The following is a 23293-nucleotide window of genomic DNA, read 5'->3' as shown; positions in this document are numbered from 1 at the left end:
ATATGTTATGTATGTGAACTATATTGTTTTACAGAAAATGTCAAATTATCACCTCTTAGATTTTCTTCAAAAAATTCACGATATCAGTTCCTCCTGAGAGTGGCCAGCTATGGGGATCATTGCCATAGGTCGAATACCCTTCGCACCATACGACAGAATTCCCTGGTGAACAGCTCGCATATTTGGTACAAGTATGAGATCCTATCACCACCGTCTCAGAGATGTCTTCACACTGATTGACAGCAAGACGAATCTTTTCAGCACTTTTGCCTGAAGCATACGAAGAAAGCTGATCATTCACATTTTGAAAAAATAAGCTCGTCACAGGACCAGTACATTCGCCATTGTATCCGCCAGAACCTACTGCGACCATACCTTTTACGAGGTCTCCTCGGAGACATGCCAGTTTCTGAGTAAACCACCCACCGAGTGAATGTCCGACGATAAAAATATCGTCTCGATCGACACAATAGTTATCTGCTACTTCGAGTATCATAGCATCAAAAAATGTGAGATTGTCCTTTTCACTCCATGAGAAGCTGGAGCCACTCCTGAGGGCTGCAGGGTAGACAACGATAAAATCATCCTGTGAGCGACCTTGTAGACCCATATATGCCTGTACCTGATCCTTGCTATTCGTCCGACCATGCACTCAGATAATGAGCCCATATTCTTTGTCACGAGAATAATTACTCGGCACTGCGAGATTGTATTCTCTCTCTTTATCATTGATATTGATGATATTTTTTGTGCCAAGATTTCCATTGACCGCACATCCATTACTTTTGTAATTGAGGGTGGAATTTTTCACCTTGTATTCTCGCAAGCGAATGATGAGTTCAGCTGTTTTTGCTCGAGAGATTTTTGTCCCGAGCGTGTATCCGTGGGTCTGAAGAATATTATTGGTATCTGCAAAATCCTGAAATGGGATATACCATGGCCTATCTGTATCTGGCTTGATTTCTAGACCAAATGTCTTGAGACCAAAAGCGAGCGCCTCAAGAACAGTAACCGTATCATTTGGACCAAATTTTCCAGATTCAAAACCATTGGCGATACCGAGCTGGTGCGCCCCACAAATAAATGGATGATACCAGGCATCTATTTCCACGTCAGGAAAGCATTTTTCGATTGGAACATCAGGGAGTTTCACCTCAGCCGTTTTGAGGAGCATCTTCAGTATCTCTGCTCGAGTGACGAGGAGATCAGGACTAAAAACTCACGGACTCGTACCTGCAATAATATCATCTTTTTCGAGCGTAGTGATAGCATCTCGATACCACGAGTACTGTGTGTCGGTAAATGCTGCGAAGATATTTCAAAAAGAAGAAAGAAGAAAGAAGAAAGAAGAAAGAAGGATTATTTTTTTCATATATTATTTTTGTTCATTTTTTACAATCAGCTTGCGTGCTTCATCGAGAATATCCTGGGGGATCCATCGAGAGATAAATGCAGCTATCAGAGGTATAATAACGATATCATCGAGAATCCCGATAACAGGGAGAAAGTCTGGAATCAAGTCGAGAAAATACAATAAGTACGCTCCAGAAAAAACACCAGCGACTATCTTGGTGCTGAGCGGTGTCCGTTTATCGGTATATGCCAAGTACAGTATTTTGATTTCTCGAACAATGGAAGATATGTTTTTGATTTTCTGAAAGAATTTCATATGAATAGTATAGGGATTTCTCTGAGGATACAATGTTCTTGCTTTCTCCCTATTTCCCATAGTATAGTGCTACTGTTTATGGCACGAAAAGGTGATATGCAAAAACCAGAAAAAAATGAAACTCTGACAGCGATTCAGGGGATGAAGACAGTGGCTCTGGGACTGGATTTTTCGCCAGATTTTGACGCGATACGAGAGGTATACCGCCCGATAGAGATTAACCAGATACGACGAGATGCGAGTGAGGAGGTGCTCGTAGAACAACTAGAATTTGATACGCTCACAGAGCTCGTGGATGCGGTGAAAAAACAAAAAAAAGTGACGATTATCACGAAGCAACCGAGTGTCATAGAGAAATTTTGCAAGGATAATTCACTTGATGTAAGCATATATGAGTGGAAACTCTGAGGACCTTCGTTTGTGCTTCGCACAAAAATGCAAAATGCAAAATGCAAAATGCAAAGTGAAGGAAATATCGGTTCGGATAACCAATGAAACAAACAAAACCAACTAAACGAAATAAACGAGGACTCAGAATTCGTCATCACCGATGAAGTGCTCTGACCCCTGCTTGGTGGTATCTTTCGCAGGAAAAAACGTCCAAAACTCGACCTCCTGGTACAGATAAAATCAGGCGATCCGGTCGTACATCTTTTTCACGGAGTTTGAATATACCGAGGTATTATTCGCCACAGTTTATCTGGTATGGAGCGAGAATATATCCAGATAGATTATGCTGATGATGATAAACTCTTTGTGCCTGTCGACGAACTCCATCGTATCAGTAAATATGTCGGAGAAAATGCTCCGAAACTCACACGACTTGGTTCGCCTGCTTGGAAAGAAACACTCGCAAAAACACAAGATGAGATACAAAAAATCGCAGAAGAACTCCTCGAAAATCACGCTGCTCGTCGGATGGCAGGAGGGATTGCAATGCCTGATTTTCCTGATAAAGAAGAGACATTTCATATTGCATTTCCCTACCGACATACTGCCGACCAAGAGAGCGCTATTCTCGACATTACAACTGATATGAAGAGTGAACATCCGATGGATCGGCTTCTCTCAGGTGATGTGGGATTTGGTAAAACGGAGGTCGCGCTTCATGCGGTATATCGTGCATTTCTCAATCATAAACAAACTATCTTCCTCTCCCCTCTTGTCGTGCTTGCTTACGAACATTTTGAGGAGATTTCAAAACGGGTAAAAGCGTTTGGTATCAATGTCGCACTCCTGACTCGTATGAGTACGACCAAAGAAGAAAAAGAAGTACTCAAAGGGCTCAAAGATGGATCAATTCATTGTGTTATTGGGACACATCGTCTGCTCTCCCCTGATGTCAAATTTGCTGATTTGGGACTGGTTGTCGTCGATGAAGAACATAAATTTGGCGTGACCGATAAAGAAAAAATCCTGAAGCTCAAGTCAGGAGTCGATACCCTAGCTCTCTCTGCAACACCGATTCCAAGAAGCTTAAATCTCGCACTCTCTGGTGTGAAACATTTCTCTATTCTCGCGACACCGCCCGTTGGTAAGACGCCGATTCAGACCGTCGTCGGACACTATGAAACGACGATTATCAAAAAAGCGATAGAGGAAGAGCTCGCTCGTGGTGGCAAAGTATTTTTTGTGCACAATACCATTGAAACACTCCCGATTATCAAAAAAGAAATTGAATCGCTCGTTCCAAAGGCAAAAGTAGTTATCACCAATGGGCAACTCCCAGGAGACCAACTTGAGGATAGAATTATGGAATTCAAACTCGGAATGCACAATGTCCTCCTCACGACGACCGTGATAGAAAATGGGATTAATTTCTTGGATACGAATACTATTATTATTGATGAAGCGGAAGATTTTGGCCTTGCACAACTCCATCAGCTCCGTGGACGAGTCGGTCGAGGAAAAGTCTCAGGTATTTGCTATCTCCTCTATCGCAATAATGAACTCAAAGACGATGCTCGTGAACGACTAATGACGATAGCCAATCATACGCATCTCGGTGCTGGATTTGAGATCGCGCTTCGTGATATGGAAATCCGATGAGTCGGTGATGTGCTCGGTGTGCGACAATCTGGGAAGACACGTGATGTGGGTGTGAGTTTTTATCTCAAGCTCCTCGAAGAAAAAATCGAAGAACTCCAGTCTGGGAAAAAAGTCACAAAAGTTGATACCGTGATTGACCTGCCTATTACTGCCTATATCCCAGATGAAGCATTTAGTTCCGATGTGGAAAAAATTCATTTTTATCGCGAACTCGAAAGTGTTCGCAATGATGAGGAACTTCAAGAAATTATCGATGCTCTCAAGAGTCGTATCGATGTAAAACAATCGTCGATTGATCACCTCTTTCTCCTCATACGTGTCCGCCTCCATCTCTCCGCCCTCGGCATCCGACGTGTGAATATGCAGCTCGGAAAATATACCCTCGAATGGGCACGAGAAGGCACGGAAACTATTGAAGCCATGAAAATGATTCTCAAAAATGATACTAAACAAACGGCAGAAGTCGTCTCAGGAAAAAAGATTTGTTTCCCGAGAAAAGCATTTTTGAATCACGGGAAATTCTTGGAATATTTATTGGTAAAATAGAGTTAGAAAATGATTGATTCTCTTCATAAATAGAAATGAGAGTCTGAGAGGAAATACTGTTTGAGCTATGCCTCCTTGAGAAAGGAGGTGCCCTGCAAGAGCGGAGGATTGTAAGATTTTTCAGTGAAAATCCCCCCTACCCCCCTTTATCAAGGGGGCATTTTGCCATCATAACTTTTTATCGTTCCCCAGCTTTCACAAACGTGATTGCCTTACCAGTCTTGCCGGCACGGCCAGTACGACCGATACGGTGGATATAATCTTCACGATTCGCTGGTTCACCATAGTTGACCACGCAGGTCACATCTGGGATATCGAGTCCACGAGCCGCAACATCCGTTGCGATGAGGATAGATATCTGATTCTCACGAAATTTTCGTGTAATCTTTTGTCTCAGAAATTGAGATTTATCACCGTGCAATGCATCGACTGGTGCACCGATGGCTCGGAGGTCATCACAGAGAATATCTGCATCGACTTTTGTACGAGTGAAGATAAGGTATTTTCCTGCTTTATCGTTGATGAGAATGTTATGCATTTTATCACGTTTATCGGCCATAGTCGTATAAAACATCACTTCTTGGACAATACGTGAACCAACCGGCTCACTCGTGATATGGATTTTGACTTCATCATGGAGGATAGCATTGACATGTCGCTCGATATCTCGTGACATCGTCGCTGAGAAGAGAAGAGTTTGACGCTCCTGAGGAAGCATAGCGACGATTTCTCTGATATCATCGATAAATCCCATATCCAGCATACGATCAAACTCATCGAGAACAAGATGATTGAAATCAGAAAAATCAATAACACCTCGATCATAGAGATCCTTGAGACGCCCTGGAGTCGCGATGATACAATGTGTACCACGACGGATATCCTGCATCTGGTCACGCATACTCGCACCACCGACGACCACAGTCGATCGGAGGTACGCTCCATGAGCAATCCATTGAAACTCAGTTCGTACCTGATCTGCGAGCTCTCGCGTTGGCACCATAACGAGCGTTTTCCCTTTTGGATTCTCGAGCATACGATGTACGAGTGGGAGAAAAAATGCTGCTGTTTTACCAGAACCAGTATTCGCAAGACCGAGGACATCACGTCCTGCGAGAATCGCATCAATAGTTTTTTCTTGGATCTCTGTTGGCTTTTCATAACCCTTTCTCTCGATATTTTTGAGAATAATCGGATTAAGATTGAATTCTGCAAACGTACGTAGTACCTCGTATGCTGGCTTGTTTATTTCACCATCTGTCTCAGGTGGAGTAAACATATACTGCTTGTAACTCGGTTGTTTCTGAGAAAAACGTCCACCACGACCGCCACCACCCCCACCATATCGACCGCCACCTCATTGGGTACGGCGAGCATATCCACTCCCACCTCCTCCACCACTCCGACCACTGTATCCACCACCAAAACTGGCACGACCAAAACCAGAACGCTCCTCTGGAGCTCCTGCATCACGATCACCATAGCGACCGCCACCTGACTTACCACCGCTGTATCCACCACCAGTTTTGTGCTGGTAACCAGAACGAGCATCACGACCACCACCCGAAAAACCTGAAAAATCTCACATAAAAAAAGAGAAAGAAAATAGAACCGCTGTGAGATGCGGTCCTAATTTTTTTGATAGAACTTCATTCTCGAAAAGCGAACAAACGAAACGTTGTAGGTAATGTTGTGCCTAAAGTATATAAACTTTTTTATTTTGACAAGAGAAAATTTTATTTTCATATCGAAATACTCAATAAGGATTCACTCAGAACTTGCGAAAATCACATTTTCGATACAATAGTGCGATATGAAAACAGTCTATCTCGACTATGCCTCCACAGCGCCACGACATCCTCTTGTTATACAGGCACGAGAGGAATTTGAGCTCTCACATTATGCCAATGTAGGCAGAGGTCTCTACACGCTCGCAGAGGAAGCGCAACAGTACTACCATAACTCAAAAAAAAGAGTTGCCGAGTGGATAGGATGTGAACCCATTGAGGTCCTCTACACCTATTCAGCCACCTATGCGATGAATATTCTCGCACTTGCTATCGAACACAACGGTATTATCGGAAAATGAGATACCATATTGCTCTCACTCTCAGAACATCATGCAAATATCGTCCCTTGGCAACTTATCACAAAACGTCTGTGAGTCACTATCAAATTCGTACGACTTGATAAAAATTTTCAAATCGATATGGAGCATCTCAAGGAGCTCCTCGACGATACGGTCAAGATCGTGAGTCTCCAATACGCGAGCAACGTCACTGGCGCAGTTCATCCACTGGAAAAAGTGAGAGATATTATCGGAAAAGATCGGCTCTTCTTCATCGATGCGACACAGATGGCGATACATGGTCCGATGAATATGCGAGCCCTCTCGGCTGATGCAATGGTTTTTTCTGGACACAAGATGATGGCAGATACTGGTATCGGTGTTTTAGCCCTCTGGAGAGTGCTCCAAAAGGCATGGGATGCACCGATAGGTGGTGGTGGAGCGATCAATTTTGTCTCTGAAACAACCCACGAACAGGCGGGAATCCCAGAAAAATGGGAACCAGGAACACCTCATATCACTGGTGCTGTCAGCATCTCGGCAGCTATCAATGTACTTTCGAGCATGAGTGAAGATGTACATCTCAAGTACAAAGAGCTCATAAGCTACACCAACAAATGCCTTCAGTCATTTACATCCGATCAGATAAAAATCTTTCATTCAGATACGCCAAATGCTCTCGGAATATGGTCATTTACTATCACGGGCAAGCACGGCAATGATATCGCCGAAGCGCTCTCAGAATACGGTATTTGCGTACGGAGCGGTCATCATTGTTGCAGCCCACTCCATACATCGTGGGGAACATCTGGGACAGTACGTATCAGTATCGGTTATCAGACGACACAGGAAGAGATAGATTATTTTTTCAGTAAACTCAGAGAACTCATATAATTACCCCATGAAAGAACACAAGGACATCGACTATCCCCTCTTATTTGCGATACTCTGACTCGTTATCTTTTGATCGGTGATGATTAGCTCAGTGAGTGTCTATGATTCATATCGTATCACGAAACAGCTCGTGACATCTGGTACTATAGAGGCACCAAATAATTGGAGATTTATCTTCCGGAATATCCTGCAAATCTGAATCGGACTCTCTGCGATGCTGATCGCCATAAAAATCCCCTACCTCTGGTGGAAAAAAAATACCAAAATCATAGCAGCACTCGTTATAGGTATGCTGATAGCCGTACTGATATTTGGCATAAAAATCAATGGTGCCCGAGGATGGTTTGAGATTCCATGACTTCCATTTTCTCTTCAACCAACAGAGTTTTTGAAACTTTCCATCATATTCACTGTCGCCTCTTTTTGCAGTCGATACAAAAATTCCCTGGCTGATTTACAGCAGGGATTTATACCATTTTGACTCAGTATTGTCATACCAGTTATTCTCGTTTTTCTTCAGCCAGATTTGTGAGCACTCCTTATCATAATACCGATTGCTGTCTCTATATTTTTTGTCGCGGGTGGCAATATACGAATACTTGGTATCTTGATGACTGTAGGGCTTTTTATCGCTTCTATTTTTTACCTGCTATGAAGTTATAGCACCCCCGATCAGAGAAGTAGATTTTCCTACATCCACGATCGTGTCGACTCTTTTTTCTCAGCAAATAAGTCTGCCATCGAAAACAATACCATGCACCATCAAAACAAACAAGCCCTTATCGCTATAGGAAGTGGGTGATTTACAGGTCTCGGGTTTGGTGATTCGATACAAAAATTCTGATATCTCCCTGAGCCACAGTGAGATTTTATATTTTCTGTCATTACGGAAGAGCTTGGATTTCTGGGCGCTTTTGTCCTCATTTCTCTCTATATCTTTATCGCCTATCGTGGATTTCTTATTGTGCTGGCTTGTGAAGATGATTTTGGTAAATATGTCGCTTTTGGTATTGTCATATGGATATCCTGGCAGATGATAGTCAATATTAGCGTCAATATGAGTATTTTTCCAAACACTGGTCTGACACTACCATTTGTAAGCTATGGAGGGTCTTCTCTTCTCTCCACAATGACGGCTGCAGGTATACTCTTGGCTATCTCACGTGAAAAATCAGGAAAAGCTTATACATCCACATTACTACCCTTTATCTTCGGAAGAAGTCGGACACTTTCTGGTCGAAAAAATGTATTGAATAATATTCCACCATTTGTCTAGACGAAATAATTGCAAAGTTCGCTAATATAGGCTATACTTGCAATGTGTTTACTTTTTAATACCTTTTTATGAACACAGTTCAACGATATATGTATACTGGTGTTGGTGCACTCCTCACTGCTCAATACACTTTTGCTGTGATAGATCCAGGGACTGAAACAGTCGATCCTGGGTTAAGAGGGCCAGGCGCTGATGGAAAACCTATCGATACTATTCAAACATTTATTTCAGGACTCCTCACATTTCTCGGACTGATCATGGTCGCCATGGCTCTCTGGGGTGGATGGAAAATCCTCACTTCTGGGGCAGAAGATGAAGGAAAAGAAGCAGGAAAGAAAATTATTATCAATGCCGTTATCGGTATCGTCGTTATCTTCTTTGCCTGGACTCTGACGAATCTCCTCTTCAGCATCTTGGCTGGTAATGGAAAAATCCAATAAGTCACCAAATATTCTCTTAAAAAAACTCTCCGCCTAAACGGAGAGTTTTTTGTGTGTGTGAGGTATTGACATATTTATATAATTTGTAGAATTGTATATTATGAAGGCAGCTTCCTTACATACTCTGAAACGTTTCTTCTCCCTCCTTGTCACAAATAGGGATATTGTCGAATCTACCAATCGAAACCAAGAAACAGAAATAGTACACAGAGCCGATGATGTTCCTATGTATACCCCCTTAGAAATTTCTTCGCCACTTCAAACTCCAAAAGAAAGTATCAGAATACAACCAGAAGAAATCGGTGAACTCGAATATATCGATACCTATGCTTACAGTGAAACAGGGGTTCTCACTGAATCAGAGGACTTTATTCCCCATGAGATATTCCAAGAATCGCTTCAAGGCAATTCTCCAGATGTCACTCCAGAGATATCAGACACTCTTCCTCATATACAGTCAGAAACACCAGAAGATATCTTTTATGACTATGCATTGAGCGATATACCAGAATCGATACTCAAAGAAAGACCAACAGAAAATCTTGTTCGAAAAAATAAGAAATTCATGAGTCTCCGTGATGTCTTGGTTGAGAGAGGAAATTTTTGGGAAGAAAAGAGCAAAAAATCAAAAAATATCTGGGAAAGAAATATCGAAATGCCAGAAGAAGAGATGGTGATAGATCATAATACTCTTGTATGAGATGTGATTTTTGAAGAAAAAAATGATAGTGAAGAAGAGTGAGAAATAGTGTGAAATCACTTATGAGAATCACCTATGCTCCTCGGATTCTCTGAAGATCACTGAGATACTATCACGCTCGACCAAAACTCTTTCCGTCGTCATACACTCCTTGTCGGGCAAACGGGAAGTGGAAAATCCACACTGATGGAACGTATGATCCTCCAGGATATTGATGCTGGCCGAGGAGTAGGGCTCATCGATCCCCACGGAGACCTCTATGACAGGATTATTCATCGTATCCCAAAATCTCGTAGCAACGATGTCGTCCTCTTTGATCTCGCTGATATCGACTATCCCATCGGATTTAATATCCTCGAAAATACGCACGAACAATTCTCTTCACTCGTAGCAAGCTCTATTGTGGGCGTTTTTAAAAAAATATTTGGGTATAGCTGGTGACCTCGGCTCGAATATATCCTCCGGAATGCCACGCTGACACTCCTCGAAAAACCAGGGACAACACTACTTGATCTGACGATGCTTCTCACCGATGAAGAATTTCGCAAACGATATCTCGCACAAATAAAAAATCCATTCTTACAAAAATTTTGGACAACAGAATTTGAGAATATGTCACAGATGCGACAGGCAGAGGTCGTAGGACCTATTCTCAATAAAGTAGGACAATTTCTCTCTGTACCGCTGATACGCAATATCGTGAGTCAGCCACAATCTGGATTTTCTCCACGATGGGTGATGGATAATAAAAAAATATTTCTCGCCAATCTCTCAAAAGGGAAAATCGGAGAAGATGTGAGCGATATGTTTGGCTCTATGCTCGTGAGCAAATTTCAGCTCGACGTGATGAGTCGTGCAACGATTGAGCCAGAAAATCGAGTACCATTTCGTCTGTATGTCGATGAATTCCAAAACTTTGCAACAGAGAGTTTCGCCGACATATTTTCTGAAGCGAGAAAGTATGGTCTCGAACTGATCATAGCACACCAATATCTCGGACAAGTCGATAAAAAACTGGTTGAAGCAATACTCGGTAACGTCGGAAATATCATCGTCTTTCATACGAGTCATGATGATGCCAAAATACTCGCTCCAAATATGAGCAAAACTCTCGATATCCCTGTTCTAACAGAACAGCAAAATTTTTCTTTTATAGTCAAAACAGTGAAGGATAAAAAGAAGTCAGTCCAATCTGGAGAACTCATCCCAATGGATATGGTCGTGGCTCGTGATGGTTTACAAGACTCACAAAAACTCCAAACCCTTGTACGTGAAAAATTTGCAAAGAAGAGAGAGTTTGTGGAAGGAAAGCTTTCAAATAAGATGGAATAGATATGTCGTGAATTGCTTTGAAAAAGTAATTCTAACCATTTTGAATTTGACCATAAACAATAACCCCTCATCTCTGAGGGGTTATCTAAGAATTTAAAATAATTATATCTTCACAGAAATGCCAGGTCACATAGAAGTGCACACAGAGATTGATTTGATATAGGTTAAGTTTGCTTTGAGCCCAGATGGACGAGCATCGTTGACGCTATGGATAAATGCTTGAAGATTTTCTGTGAGCTTTTTAGCTCCAAAAGAAAGTTTCCCAATCATACCATGGATATCACCTTGTTTATCATTTTTCACTTCGAATTTACCACCCTTGAGCTCTTGGATGATGGCGAGGAGATCGTCACCGACTGTTCCAGATTTTGGATTTGGCATCAGGCCTTTTGGACCGAGGACCTTGGCAATCTTACCCATCTTACGCATCATCGCAGGAGTAGCGATAGCGATGTCAAAGTTGATAGGTGTAGATCCAGCTTCGATACCTGAGATGAGATCATCCCCACCGGCTATCAATGCTCCAGCTCCAATAAGAGCTTTCTCATCACCTGCATCACTAAATGCTGCGATTTTTACTGTTTTACCAGTCCCATGAGGGAGGGTCATACCCATACGAACCATCTGATCGGCTTTCGTAGGATTGATACCAAGATGAAAATGTATTTCAACTGTTGGGTCAAACTTGACGAAGTTGGTCTTTTCGAGAAGAGCAACTGCTTCTTCTACGGAGTAAGCTTTGCTGAGCTCAATAAACTTGAGCGCAGCAGTGTATTTTTTGCCTCGTGGCATACAAAGAAAAATAAAGAAATATTGGTGCGAGCGCCCCGCTCATTTTCGTGTCCATAAAGTATTAAAACTTATTTGGCACAAAAATGAGCGGGGCTCCCAACGAGCGACATTGTATGAGATATTTGCATTTTGCAAATTTTTTCTATGATATATGGACAATAATTATTTTTATGTTGGAAGAACTCCATAGTGATTCAGTAAGTGGCCTACCTGAGGCAGATGCCGCTACAAATCATCTCAGTAAAGAACTCCAAAAACTCCTCCTTCAACACCCAGAGCTCCAATACTGGAGAGATGAGATCGTCGCAGAACAGGTCAATGCTGGAAGAGAAAATCAACAAAAATATTCGAGTCTCTCGACTGAGGAAAACCTTTCAAAATTTTTCGTCTCTCTCCCTCACTCTATCACAGGATGGACGATACGCACACTCAGCCCAGAAAATGCACTCTTGCATATCGATGCCGGGTCTCTCGAGACAGAGCAACGCCCTTATGTCGTGATAGACCCCTTTCGTATTGGCAACCTCTGAAAACAACATGGAACTTTTTCTCTTCGGGAGGTAAAAAATAAGGACGAAATGACTCAGATGATCACCGCGGTAAAAGATTGGCTCCTCAGTGCACAACGTATTCTCTCTGGGAGGATTATCCTCGGGACAGATGGTCGTATTGGGCGTTTTCAAGAAGTGAGAAAATGAAAGCAAGGAAGAGGTTCACGAAAAAATCCAAAACTTGTCCCCAGTAATAGGGCCTATCTCACGATGCATGACGGTGTATACAGCGCGCTCGATTCTCAACAATATGCACGAAATCATCTCGCTCAAGGAGCAAAAACAGTCACAGATATTTCTTCAGAGATTGCCGAATTAGTATCCTATTATTTATCCACAAAAACTGCACCTCACTGAATGGAAGAACTCGTAAAAATAGTACAATGATTGGTAGAAAATATTACCTCAAAACTTCGAGGAAGGTTATTTTTTTATACGAAAAAGGCGGAGATAGACTATCTCCTAAAATTGGATGGAGGACAATATGATAGTGTTCGAGTTTATTGGGCAACAAAGACTCTTGAAAAATGACTCAGAGATAGACTTGGGAAAAATGCTGGCATAGCAGAGCAGGCAATTCTCATCGAACAGGCAAAAGATGTAGAACTCTTTCATTGGAAACGCTGTATCTGTGGCACAAAAACGTGAAAAGTCGATATTTCTCATGTTCTTGAGGGTATTTCTTCTGATTTTCCAGCATTTCAAGAGCGTGTTAAAACATATGTTCCCCTCAGAAATGCACTCGTCTTTAACCCTTTCTTTTCTTTTTATCGTGAATGGAAGACATTTTGAGACCAAGGCACGGAGAATCCTCAGGAAGCACAACAACGAATAGCTCGACAATATCTCCTCATTACACTGCAGGAAATAAAAACACGATATGCCTACCGCGATATTATTCCCGAAATTGATCAGAGAGTATTACAGAGGAGAATTGTAGTCCTTAACCAACTGCGTGAACAATTTTTTCCATCTCTTTCCGAGATTGTTCTCGACTTTTGAGCCGAAAAAACTATACTCAACGAAACATTAAAGAAAGAAATTTCTCAAATCCATAAACTCTTTTCCTTATGATTACCATCAAGCTCCGCGACCCCTCCGGAAACTGGCATACCTTCGTAGGTGATAGCAAATCCTCTATTACAGAACAATGTGAGAAGCATGGTATTGACTCCCCTTTTGCCTGTCGTGCTGGCGTCTGTCATGCTTGTATGTGCCGAGTAACATCATGAGGAGAGCATCTCGTGCAAAATGCCTTTGGTGAAAAAATGGTTGATACCGAGAGAGATGAATTTTTGACGTGCATCGGATGACTCCATGAGAGGCGGGCAACTTCAGAAGAAAATTTTGAAGTCGTTCTTGATTTTGCGGAATAATTTTTTCTATGACCCATCTCTCACTCCCCCCATTTCCTGACTACGCTCTTCTCGATTCTGGAGACGGTATGAAATATGAACAGTATGGTATTTTTAAAGTAGTACGGCCTGAATCCCAAGCTCTCTGGTCACGTACACTTCCTGATTGGCCCTGTGATGCTTATTTTGATAAAAGTATGGGCGGACAAGGTGCTTGGAAAAAAATCCCAAATGTAGCTGATTGGATGATGGAATATGGCGATCTCAAATGGCAATGTAGGTGGTCACCATATCGTCATGTATGAGTGTTTCCAGAACAAGCGATGCATTGGACTTGGCTTCGCCAAGTAATACAAAATGCAAAATACAAAGTACAAAATTTAGAACTTCCAACTCGGAACTCGGAACTCGGAACTACAAAAGAAATAAAAGTCCTCAATCTCTTCGCCTACACAGGAATCGCTTCCATAGCTTGTGCAAAGGAAGGCGCACAAGTCACGCATGTCGATGCTTCAAAGCCGACGATTGGCTGGGCACAAAAAAATATGTCACTCTCGGGACTACCAGAAAATGCTATACGCTGGATACTGGAAGATGTGATAAAATTTGTCGAACGAGAAGCCCGTCGTGGCAATACCTATGATGGTATTATCATGGATCCTCCTGTATTCTGACACGGTGCCAATGGAGAAAAATGGGAATTTGATACTTCTTTTCCAATTCTCTTGGAAAACATCAAAAAAATCCTCTCGCCAACTCCCCTCTTTTTCCTCGTGAATACGTATGCATCGAGTATCTTCTCAACATCGCTTGCCAATATAGTTTCCGACATTCTTCCGGAGGGAATCGTAGAGCATGGAGAACTCGGTATACAACAAAAAAATAGTGAAAAAAGTCTTACTACGGGAGTCTACGCACGATGGAAATACCTCTAATATTGTTGAAGGAATTATTGTGTCACTTCTTTTGTAGACACAGGAGCCGGAACATCTTTAAGACACGTCTCATATTTCTTTACAAGAGCTGTGTATGTTTCGAGTTGTTTTGCATAGGCGTCACAGTATGATTTTTTTGCTTCGACCACACCTGCGCCACAATCTCGTCCGATAAATCTCTGTCTCTCAAGGATTCTTGCTTTGTCTTCTGGATATATCTTTGCATATGCTGTCATATAGCTTTCTGAACAAGGATTGGCTCCATTTTGCAACGCATCAGACTTGAGCACACTACTGGAGAGTGAACCAGAACTATACATTGCGAGCGTTCAGAGAAGAAGGGTTCCGAAAATACCTATACTGATTTTTTGATGAATATCCATAAAAAGATGGTTGTATAAAAGACATTATCGTCTATTTGCCCACTTGTCAAACATTTCCTCTGAGAAATTATTCTGAGGGGACAGTTGCTGGTACATTTTTAGGAGCAAGTGATGGATCCCACAAGGTATAATCCATATCTTTTAAGATTATTTCTATCGCCTTTCATTTTGTCAAAACAGTATAGGAGAGCATATCTGCGAGTGCAGATTTTCGCATCGCTCTACATTCAGCCGAAAAGTATGCCACAGAGCTCATATCACATCGTGCGGTTCTCTCTGCATCTGCCTTGTCTTTTGCACCATCTCGTAAAAACCTATCTTTCACGGTATCATCCTTTTTGAGTTTTTTGACAAGTCATGTGATGGGATTATAGGTAAGAGAGAATTCTGTGGTGTACTTTGCATGCTTTGGGGAGACTTTATTTGGAAAATATTTTGTCTCAAATGCATTGATGGTGTCCCATTCTTTCCCATATATCTCGTGGTCGTACTCGTCGGCATCAAATGCTGAAACAGTAGCAAAATCATAGCTCGGCAAACTACCACCTGCAACGAGCAATCGTATGAGGATGTGGAGTCGGTTGAGATAAAATTCCTCACTTTCAGCATATCCACTCCAGGCAATCGGAAGTTTAGAGAGAATTTTTTCAAGAGTCGGACTGGTAGAATTGGTGGTATCAAGAGTTTCATGCATACGACGATGATAGATGGCCCACACATAGAGAGAAATATACTCTTTCCAGGTCAATGGACTCTCTCATTCAAACATGGGTCGTTTCGCGAGTACACCATAAGAAAGAAGCTGCCTAAGAGCTTCCTTATAAGCATCAGACTGATTGCCTACATCAGAATACGGGGCTATGTTGACAGATTTCTGAGTATTAAAATCAGTGATTCAGATCTCGGGTATCTGGACTGCTCGATTCAAGTATTGCTGAATAATCGTATCTATTTTTTTGCCCTGAGTTCTCGGAAGTACAAATTGAGCCGAAAGAATACTATCATTTTTTGCTCCAACAAAAAAGACTCCTTCACAGCTGATAGTATCCTGAGTTTCCCCTCTATCATCTGTGTAAAAATCATTATTGCAGACCAAAAATCACTTATATCATTTGTAGGAAACTTTCTTTTTTATTGTGGGAATATCCCGATATTGTGTACTCTTTTCCATCCACATATCGAGCGTGTCATCTTCTGTTTCAAAAGAATTTTGGAAAACAGATATCTGTGCATATTGGGAGGCATTCCCGAGGAAATTTCGTACCATCACAAAATCTTTCCTATCCAAAATGAGATCCTCTAAAATACCTCTATATTCCTGAATATCATAGGATATCATCGTGTTCTCAGTAGCGAGAAGACTGATTTTGGCATTTGAGATAATGATGTTTTGTATCTTTGGAAATATAAATACTGTCGGGAAAGAAATATATCAGAGAAAATCTTTCACCGATTTTTGTATTTTTTCGAGTGTATTTTGTGTCGGCTCAGGCGTTGTCAAAAACAAGAATATCAGATGTGTCTCATCGATAATGGAGACATACCCATAGTAGCTCTGTGTCTTAGTAGTTTCAGGATTTTTCGTATCAACCAATTCATAAAAAGTCCTTCCACCAATAGTCACAGGATTCAGTCAAATATCTTCCTTGCTTGCCTGAAACAAATGAGATAAATAGGTCTGAAGTTCTCCTTTATTTGCAATGCGCGGTGACCGAGTATGAAAAAACTCAAACGAAGCAACGGAAGTCGTATTGGTATCCAAAAGTGTCGCAGAAATACTCGTCGACGGTATGTAGGACATAATCGTGTATTTTTCTGGAAGATGTATCGTCACCAGAGGATCGATGATTTTTTTCTGTGTAGAAAATATGTCCATATTCTGGAGAAATTTTGGAAACAGAGGATTATTGGACTGCAGAGTTTTTATCTGAGAGAGTGCTTTTGTGATAAAATCCTTTGCTTCGCTGATCAAAAGCGAATAACCAAGGGATGGGTCATACCCGCCACCAATCAAAAATGTGTTGATGCCTACCATCTTTCCATCCTGAATAAGAGGACCACCCGAATTACCACCGGCGATCAGTGTGTCAGTTTTGATATATTTTTTTCCATTATACTGTGCTGTGCCTGAGACGATACCTTTTGTTTCAGTGATAGTATTGGCACCTACCCATGGATATCCACGAGCCACTACAGTATCACCAGAAGCAGGTGAATAATCCATATTGATTGGGAGAGTCGAAAATTTGCTGAAATCAACGTTTTTACCAAAAATATCAGTAGGCGCTATCTGCAAAATCGCCACATCAGCATCAGCATCACGAGAAACAACAGAGGCCGTGTAGTGACACTGAGGGGGCAATGCTGGATCTTCTGTCATACATATCGCAAAATCATCCGATATGCCTCCAAATCCATCATCGACGACATGATTATTCGTGATAATATGCCCCGCGTTGTCTATGATAGATCCACTCCCCCATCATTGGAGGAGATAATAGAGCCCGAGTGGCTCCTTATAAGAAACCACCTGCACAACTGGTGAAGATGCTGCCAAGACATTAGTACAAAAGACAAAAGACAAAAAACAAAATGAGAGAAGGATTTTTTTCATACAACAATCAAAATAAGAATACTCTAAAAATAGATGCTCTACTCGATTATAGCATATTACAAAAAACAAAAAGAAGAAAACAAAAAACTTGCAGAAAATGAAAAATATCTACAATCTCACTACGTGTTGGGGATTAGCCAAGTGGTAAGGCAGCGGGTTTTGATCCCGCCATTCCGGGGGTTCGAATCCCTCATCCCCAACCATACTGTCATCAAAAACATCCTTCAGTTTCAGCTGAGGGATTTTTTATGACAAAATCCGGATTAGCTGAGGGTGAGAATCGAGTCAGAGAAGTGACTTACGTCACTTCGAATATGAGAGCGCCGGTCGCGGCAGAGAGCGACCGAATCCCTCATCCCCAACCATGAAAAAGTAAAACACTCCTTTAGGGGTGTTTTTGTTTTTTCATAATTTGAGCGCTGATGAGGGATGAGAATCCGAAATAAGAAAGACCAATGCTCTGGTCTTTCGAATGAGGAGAGTCGTTCACGACGGAGAGTGAAAGAATCCCTCATCCCCAACCATACTGTCATCAAAAACATCCTTCAGCTTCAGCTGAGGGATTTTTTATGATTTTTTTATTATGGAATATTTATAGTAAAGGTTCTAACTCAAAACTTGCCCCGAACACCCATAATATATCATCTTCTGAGCGATGTTTGAAGTTATATAAATAACTAAATAAATACCTTCTTTTACTGTAAAACTCTGCCCTCTTTTTAAGTGAAACTATATCACTATATACGTCTATATGTTCGCCCAAATACGCCCAGGCATATTCTGACAAACGTCAGAGATTATCAAAATCAAGAGCTGGATCTGCTACTCTGGCATCCGAAAAATCAATAATACCTGCAAGTCTTCAATTATTGGGATCTACAATGATATTTTCTAGAGATATATCGCCATGTGTCATGGTAGGATGAGGGTAGTTATATGTCTCTAATTCGTTGATATATTGCAGTATATTTTTTACAACGTTCTCTGGAAATCATGATAATTTGTTTTTTATGTCACCCCGTAGCCAATCCAAATTTCCTGAAGAAGTACTTCTCAAATCAGTGTATCATAATCACAAGAGTGTTTCTGGGGCTATGGAATGTAGAACCTGAAGAGTATCACAGATTTCTTTTGTGAGATCTTGCATCTCTTCTATGCTAGCATGAGAAATATATGAACTCGCAGATGCTCCATGAATTCTCGTATATATTCACCAGTCTCAGTCCTCGTTATATTCTAATAGTTGAGGAAAAATCTTTGCTTGATTATGTAAACAAGAAAGTAATTTCTGCTCACTGCCATAATTTTGATACTTTTCTCAGGTATAACGAATACGTAATATCGTCTCGAAATTCAATTCGTAAACAGTATATGCTTCTCATTTTCAGAGAAGTTTCAGATCTTTTGTGTTGGGATGATTCATATAAGATGAATGATTTGAGATGAATTAAAAATATTTAATTCTATCTTGTTGTATACTTTTTTGCTTTCAAGTCAATATGGAATATCTTAATAGTTCTTCAAAGTACCCATTCTAGCCTTACTTATAAGGGTTAGTATACTTAATTCCCAACCATACTGTCATCAAAAACATCCTTCAGCTTCAGCTGAGGGATTTTTTATGACAAAATCCGGTTGGATGAGGGTGAGAATCGAGTCAGAGAAGTGACTTACGTCACTTCGAAGATGAGAGCGCCGGTCGCGGCAGAGAGCGACCGAATCCCTCATCCCCAACCATTACGTACACTAAGACCATATTGTGACTCTACTACCTAGGATCATTTTTTTGTTTAATTTATGTTACAAATCCTTTGTGAGATTGTATATTGAATAGAGTATTGCTAGACCGTTATCCGTATGGGAAGGTAAGCTAAGAGGACTTTTCAAAGCATTGGGATTCCCATATTTTCAGGTATTTCTCATTAATTTTTTGACTTCCTCAAGGGGTCCTATGTCTCCTACTTCCTACTCTAGGAGAATTTCTAAAAAATTATTAACAATAACCAAATTATACCAATTAACTTCTATATATAAATATATATAATATATATGTCAAACATAAATTAGAAAATTGTATTGCATTAGTAAATAAAATAGGTATATATTACATAATAATTATTAAACACCATAAATATGAATAATGCAAACTTAATTTCTAGTCTCCAAAACTGAACTCTATCACAAGAAGACTTAAACAATCTTGTCCTAGCTCACAAAAAATGAGAACTTATACCAGAAGCTTCAGATAGTGAGAACATTTGAGAAATACAAGACTTTGTTCAAAAAATTGTTGAAAGGAGATTATTCGTGGATGATTACAATTCAGACAGAACCCTGATTGGTAATGTGGATTTATTATGAAATAACCAGCCAGTGAAACTCCAAGGCCTGGTTTGAAAAATACGAAATCAAAAAAATGTTTACTTCTTTGATTTACAGGACCACACTTGAATAACTCAGTGTATCGTATGGAAGCCTGAAGCAGGCGATGATATAAACTGAAAAATCAGTGAACTTTCAAAATGATCTGCAGTTACTGTGAGCGGTACATTAAAAAAATGAGACGAAGCAAAAGCAAAAAATGGTGTTGAAATACAGGTAACAGGACTCATTATAAATTGAGCAGCAAAGCAAGACTACCCAATTCAGCCAACCTCCTCATTAGAGGCAAAGATGGATTGGCGACATATTTCCCTTCGTGATCCAGAATCTCGACTTATTTTCCAAATACAAACCGCCCTCGAAGAATCGCTGAGATCTTATTGGAATGAAAGATGATTCATTGAGATTCATTCTCCGAAGCTTATGTGATCACAAAGTGAGTCTGGATCAGAGTTATTTAAACTTGAATATTTCTGAGATAAAACTGCTTATTTAGCACAATCGCCCCAGTTTTATAAGCAATTAGCAATGACAGCTGGTTTTGATAAAGTGTTCGAAATCTGACCAGTTTTTAGAGCAAATCCTTCATTTACATCGAGACATGACACGGAATTTACTATGATAGATCTAGAAATGTCTTGGGTAGAATCGCATGAGGATGTGATGCGGGTGGAAGAGGAAATGTTACGAAAATTACTAACAGATTTAAAGTGAAGATATGGTGATGCTGTGGAAAAATTATTTGGAGAAAAAATAAATATTCCTGAGACTCCATTCCCAAGGATCACTCTTGATGATGCGAGAAGAATAGTATTCGAAAAATATAAGCACGAGATGCCACATACTGAGGATTTAGACCCTGAAGGTGAAAGATTAATCTTTAGACATGTTCAAGAAGAATATGGGCACGACTTTGTTTTTGTGACAGATTATCCAACATCAGTAAGACCATTTTATCATATGCGTTACCCGGATAAACCCAACGTAACAAAAAGTTTTGATTTACTCTGGAAATGATTAGAGATCACTACCGGTGCGCAAAGAGAACACAGGGTTGATATTTTGAGTGATCAAATTGCAGAAAAAGGCCTTTTAGATCAGGAAGGAATTCAAAATTATTTAAAGTTCTTCAATAATGGTGCTCCTCCACATGGATGATTTGGATTATGACTCACAAGAATGCTTATGATTCTTTTATGAAAAAAGAATGTTAGAGAAGTGACTTACCTCTATAGATGACCAAACAGGTTAACTCCCTAATTAAACCAATATGGACGCTCCGAGCTGACAAACGGAACATGGTGCCAAACTTACAAATCTCCAGGAAGTACTTATCAAGGCGGTAAGCTCTAAAGTGGTCGATATTACATCATTCTGGAATGAAAACGCTGAATTAATGAAATGAGTATTTGAATCCTTTGATGACTTTCAAGATTTTTACGGAAAGGTTATGGGTCTAAAAAATCCAACCTTCGGTAAAAGGATCCGGATCGCTTCCCTGCAACAATGCGAAGAGTGAAAACATATATGGATAAAATGATGGGTCAAATCACTGCGCAATCATGGTGCAATTATCTTTGTCGATCTAATGGATTCAACTGGTACTATTCAGTGTTGTTTAAATAAAGAGCAGGCTTCTGGTTTGAGAATGGAAGAATGAGTTGAATTATGAGGTCATATAAGTATACATCGCGGAAAATCAGAGATACAGGTTGATCAAATCAAAAGAATCAACCCTTCGCAACCAGGAATAACCATGCAACCGCGATCCGAGTCAGATCCTTTTAATTGAAATACCGTTGATCATCTCCTAAGAAATAGGCATTTATACCTCAGAAATCCGAAACTGGCCGCAATGATGAAATTTAGAAATTTACTTCAAAGTGAAATGCGATCATGGTTCAGTAAAAATGATTTTATATCTTTCGATGCGCCTATCCTTACCCCCGTACCATTGTATGAAGATGATTCGGCTATTAAGGCAGGGCTTTCAAAACAAAATGTCTTTATGACTCAATGTGTTTGATATTATTTAGAAGCTGCAGCACATGGGTTAGAGAAAGTATATAATATGGGGCCCTCATTCCGATGAGAAGAGGGTAGGTCAAAAAGACACCTTATGGAATATTGGCACATAAAAGCTGAGTGGTGTTGGGATAATTTTGAATGAGTTATCTGAGCCGTTGAGGAGATTATACCTTTTCTAACAAGGCAGTTAAAAGCAAAAGGTGGAGATTTTTTGAAGGAATTAGGGGTCAATCTCTGTGAAGATGGGCTAAAAGCACCATATCCACGAATAACATATCGTGAGTGCTGTGACATTCTTGCAAGAGAGTGATTTGATATTGAATTTTGAAAAAGTCTTGGATCAAAAGAAGAAGAATTCTTATCGCATAATTTTTTTCCTAATCATCCTTTTTGGGTAACCTGAATACCCAGATCAATTGAGCCATTCCCATACTCTATAGACCCACAAGACACTGAAGTATGCATGGTTGCAGATCTGATTACAAGTAATTGATGTGGTGAATTACTTTGAGTAGCTGAAAAGATCTATGATTTTGATATGTTGTTGGAAAGAATGAGGGAAAAAAATAGAGATACTGATCCGCGTTATGAATTCGTGAGAGAAGTACATGCAAGCTGATGTGTTCCACATGTAGCTTTCTGAATGGGCTTGGAAAGACTTATGCGTTGGTTGATATGAAATGACCATGTAAGAGATTGTCATGGATTTCCAAGAATTTTTGATAGAACGATGAATCCTTAATAGATAGCAATAATTTTCTGGACTAATGTATTTTGCCCAATATACTCATATGCGCATCTAATCTCCCTATTTATGACTGACTGCATATTCTGCCAGATTGCACATAAAAAATCTCATTCTCATGTAATTTGGGAGGATGAAAAATTTATTGCTTTTTTGTCTATTTTCCCAAATACGGAATGAGTCACTGTTGTGATACCAAAAACCCACTATTCTAGTTATATTTTTGATCTCCCTGATGAGGTGCTGAGTGAGTTATTGATAGCTACGAAGAAGGTAGCAAAAATGCTTGATCTCAAACTCGAAGACGTGGGTCGGACAGCTTTAGTTTTTGAGGGATTTTGAGTAGACCATGTTCATGCAAAGCTCTTTCCAATGCATGGTACTGCAAATATGGAAAAATGGAAACCTCTCAAATCAAATGTAGACAAATATTTTTCCACTTATGAATGATACATTTCATCTCATGATTATAAAAAAGCTGATGATAAATATTTATCGGAAATTGCACTTAAAATACTATCTTAATCTTTTATC

Annotated in this window: 18 protein-coding genes and 1 tRNA gene; 12 read left to right on the top strand and 7 right to left on the bottom strand. The window is 40.3% G+C overall.

Annotation, left to right across the window (positions count from 1 at the left end; translation table 25 throughout):
* Positions 1 to 55 precede the first annotated feature (55 nt).
* Together WC753_04205 and WC753_04200 are read right to left on the bottom strand one after the other, a co-directional pair.
* Positions 56 to 1372: an S-layer homology domain-containing protein gene (locus tag WC753_04205; GenBank protein ID MFA6080649.1), complete on the bottom strand. Its 1317-nt coding sequence runs from the start codon at positions 1370 to 1372 to the stop codon at positions 56 to 58.
* A gap of 3 nt (positions 1373 to 1375) precedes the next feature.
* Positions 1376 to 1669 (bottom strand): DUF1232 domain-containing protein, encoded by a 294-nt coding sequence (locus WC753_04200; GenBank protein ID MFA6080648.1) that lies wholly within the window; start codon positions 1667 to 1669, stop codon positions 1376 to 1378.
* Between the two features lie 78 nt (positions 1670 to 1747).
* Here WC753_04200 and WC753_04195 point away from each other — a divergent pair, with 78 nt between their 5' ends.
* Positions 1748 to 4264, top strand: coding sequence for a DEAD/DEAH box helicase (locus WC753_04195; protein ID MFA6080647.1), 2517 nt, complete (start codon positions 1748 to 1750; stop codon positions 4262 to 4264).
* A gap of 178 nt (positions 4265 to 4442) precedes the next feature.
* On the opposite strand, the gene WC753_04190 is transcribed toward WC753_04195, so the two are convergent.
* A complete protein-coding gene (locus tag WC753_04190; protein ID MFA6080646.1) occupies positions 4443 to 5852 on the bottom strand; it encodes a DEAD/DEAH box helicase in 1410 nt (469 codons plus the stop codon).
* Positions 5853 to 6077: 225 nt separating this feature from the next.
* Here WC753_04190 and WC753_04185 point away from each other — a divergent pair, with 225 nt between their 5' ends.
* The 4 genes from WC753_04185 (at position 6078) to WC753_04170 (ending at position 10974) form a co-directional block, all read left to right on the top strand.
* Positions 6078 to 7226 (top strand): aminotransferase class V-fold PLP-dependent enzyme, encoded by a 1149-nt coding sequence (locus WC753_04185; GenBank protein ID MFA6080645.1) that lies wholly within the window; start codon positions 6078 to 6080, stop codon positions 7224 to 7226.
* Between the two features lie 7 nt (positions 7227 to 7233).
* Positions 7234 to 8502, top strand: coding sequence for a putative peptidoglycan glycosyltransferase FtsW (locus WC753_04180; protein ID MFA6080644.1), 1269 nt, complete (start codon positions 7234 to 7236; stop codon positions 8500 to 8502).
* 68 nt (positions 8503 to 8570) lie between these two features.
* Complete coding sequence (locus tag WC753_04175) at positions 8571 to 8942, top strand: pilin (protein ID MFA6080643.1); 372 nt, start codon at positions 8571 to 8573, stop codon at positions 8940 to 8942.
* A gap of 100 nt (positions 8943 to 9042) precedes the next feature.
* Positions 9043 to 10974, top strand: coding sequence for a type IV secretion system DNA-binding domain-containing protein (locus WC753_04170; GenBank protein MFA6080642.1), 1932 nt, complete (start codon positions 9043 to 9045; stop codon positions 10972 to 10974).
* Between the two features lie 102 nt (positions 10975 to 11076).
* Here the strand turns inward: WC753_04170 and rplA are convergent, their stop codons facing one another.
* The gene (gene rplA, locus WC753_04165) at positions 11077 to 11766 is read right to left on the bottom strand and encodes a 50S ribosomal protein L1 (GenBank protein MFA6080641.1); all 690 of its coding nucleotides are present in this window, start codon (positions 11764 to 11766) and stop codon (positions 11077 to 11079) included.
* A 170-nt stretch (positions 11767 to 11936) separates the two neighbouring features.
* Between rplA and WC753_04160 the strand changes: the two genes are divergently transcribed.
* From WC753_04160 to WC753_04150, 3 genes are read left to right on the top strand one after another with little or no spacing between them, the layout of a single operon-like run.
* Entirely contained in the window at positions 11937 to 13439 is a 1503-nt protein-coding gene (locus WC753_04160; GenBank protein MFA6080640.1) for a hypothetical protein, read from the top strand.
* Positions 13388 to 13693 (top strand): 2Fe-2S iron-sulfur cluster-binding protein, encoded by a 306-nt coding sequence (locus WC753_04155; protein MFA6080639.1) that lies wholly within the window; start codon positions 13388 to 13390, stop codon positions 13691 to 13693. Before WC753_04160 ends, WC753_04155 begins: the two co-directional genes overlap by 52 nt.
* Positions 13694 to 13701: 8 nt before the next feature.
* On the top strand, positions 13702 to 14607 hold the full coding sequence (locus tag WC753_04150) for a class I SAM-dependent methyltransferase (protein ID MFA6080638.1): 906 nt from the start codon (positions 13702 to 13704) through the stop codon (positions 14605 to 14607).
* A 14-nt stretch (positions 14608 to 14621) separates the two neighbouring features.
* On the opposite strand, the gene WC753_04145 is transcribed toward WC753_04150, so the two are convergent.
* Both WC753_04145 and WC753_04140 read right to left on the bottom strand, forming a co-directional pair.
* Positions 14622 to 14990 carry a hypothetical protein gene (locus WC753_04145; GenBank protein MFA6080637.1) on the bottom strand — a complete coding sequence of 123 codons (369 nt, stop codon included), beginning with the start codon at positions 14988 to 14990 and terminating at the stop codon, positions 14622 to 14624.
* Positions 14991 to 15057: 67 nt separating this feature from the next.
* A complete protein-coding gene (locus tag WC753_04140) occupies positions 15058 to 17604 on the bottom strand; it encodes a serine protease (GenBank protein ID MFA6080636.1) in 2547 nt (848 codons plus the stop codon).
* Between the two features lie 127 nt (positions 17605 to 17731).
* Here WC753_04140 and WC753_04135 point away from each other — a divergent pair.
* Positions 17732 to 17807 (top strand) — tRNA-Gln (locus WC753_04135).
* A 389-nt stretch (positions 17808 to 18196) separates the two neighbouring features.
* On the opposite strand, the gene WC753_04130 is transcribed toward WC753_04135, so the two are convergent.
* Positions 18197 to 19027 carry a phosphotransferase gene (locus tag WC753_04130; protein MFA6080635.1) on the bottom strand — a complete coding sequence of 277 codons (831 nt, stop codon included), beginning with the start codon at positions 19025 to 19027 and terminating at the stop codon, positions 18197 to 18199.
* A gap of 710 nt (positions 19028 to 19737) precedes the next feature.
* On the opposite strand from WC753_04130, the gene aspS reads away from it, so the two are divergent.
* From aspS to WC753_04115, 3 genes are all read left to right on the top strand, one after another.
* Complete coding sequence (gene aspS / locus WC753_04125; GenBank protein ID MFA6080634.1) at positions 19738 to 21246, top strand: aspartate--tRNA(Asn) ligase; 1509 nt, start codon at positions 19738 to 19740, stop codon at positions 21244 to 21246.
* Between the two features lie 10 nt (positions 21247 to 21256).
* Positions 21257 to 22756, top strand: coding sequence for an asparagine--tRNA ligase (locus tag WC753_04120; GenBank protein ID MFA6080633.1), 1500 nt, complete (start codon positions 21257 to 21259; stop codon positions 22754 to 22756).
* A 72-nt stretch (positions 22757 to 22828) separates the two neighbouring features.
* Positions 22829 to 23284 (top strand): HIT family protein, encoded by a 456-nt coding sequence (locus WC753_04115; GenBank protein MFA6080632.1) that lies wholly within the window; start codon positions 22829 to 22831, stop codon positions 23282 to 23284.
* The last annotated feature ends 9 nt before the right edge of the window (positions 23285 to 23293 follow it).

The organism is Candidatus Gracilibacteria bacterium, assembly GCA_041660965.1.
Taxonomy (GTDB): domain Bacteria; phylum Patescibacteriota; class Gracilibacteria; order BD1-5; family JAGOOR01; genus JAGOOR01.
The sequence above is the reverse complement of the archived record's forward strand: the minus strand, read 5'-3'. Positions and strand labels throughout refer to the sequence as shown.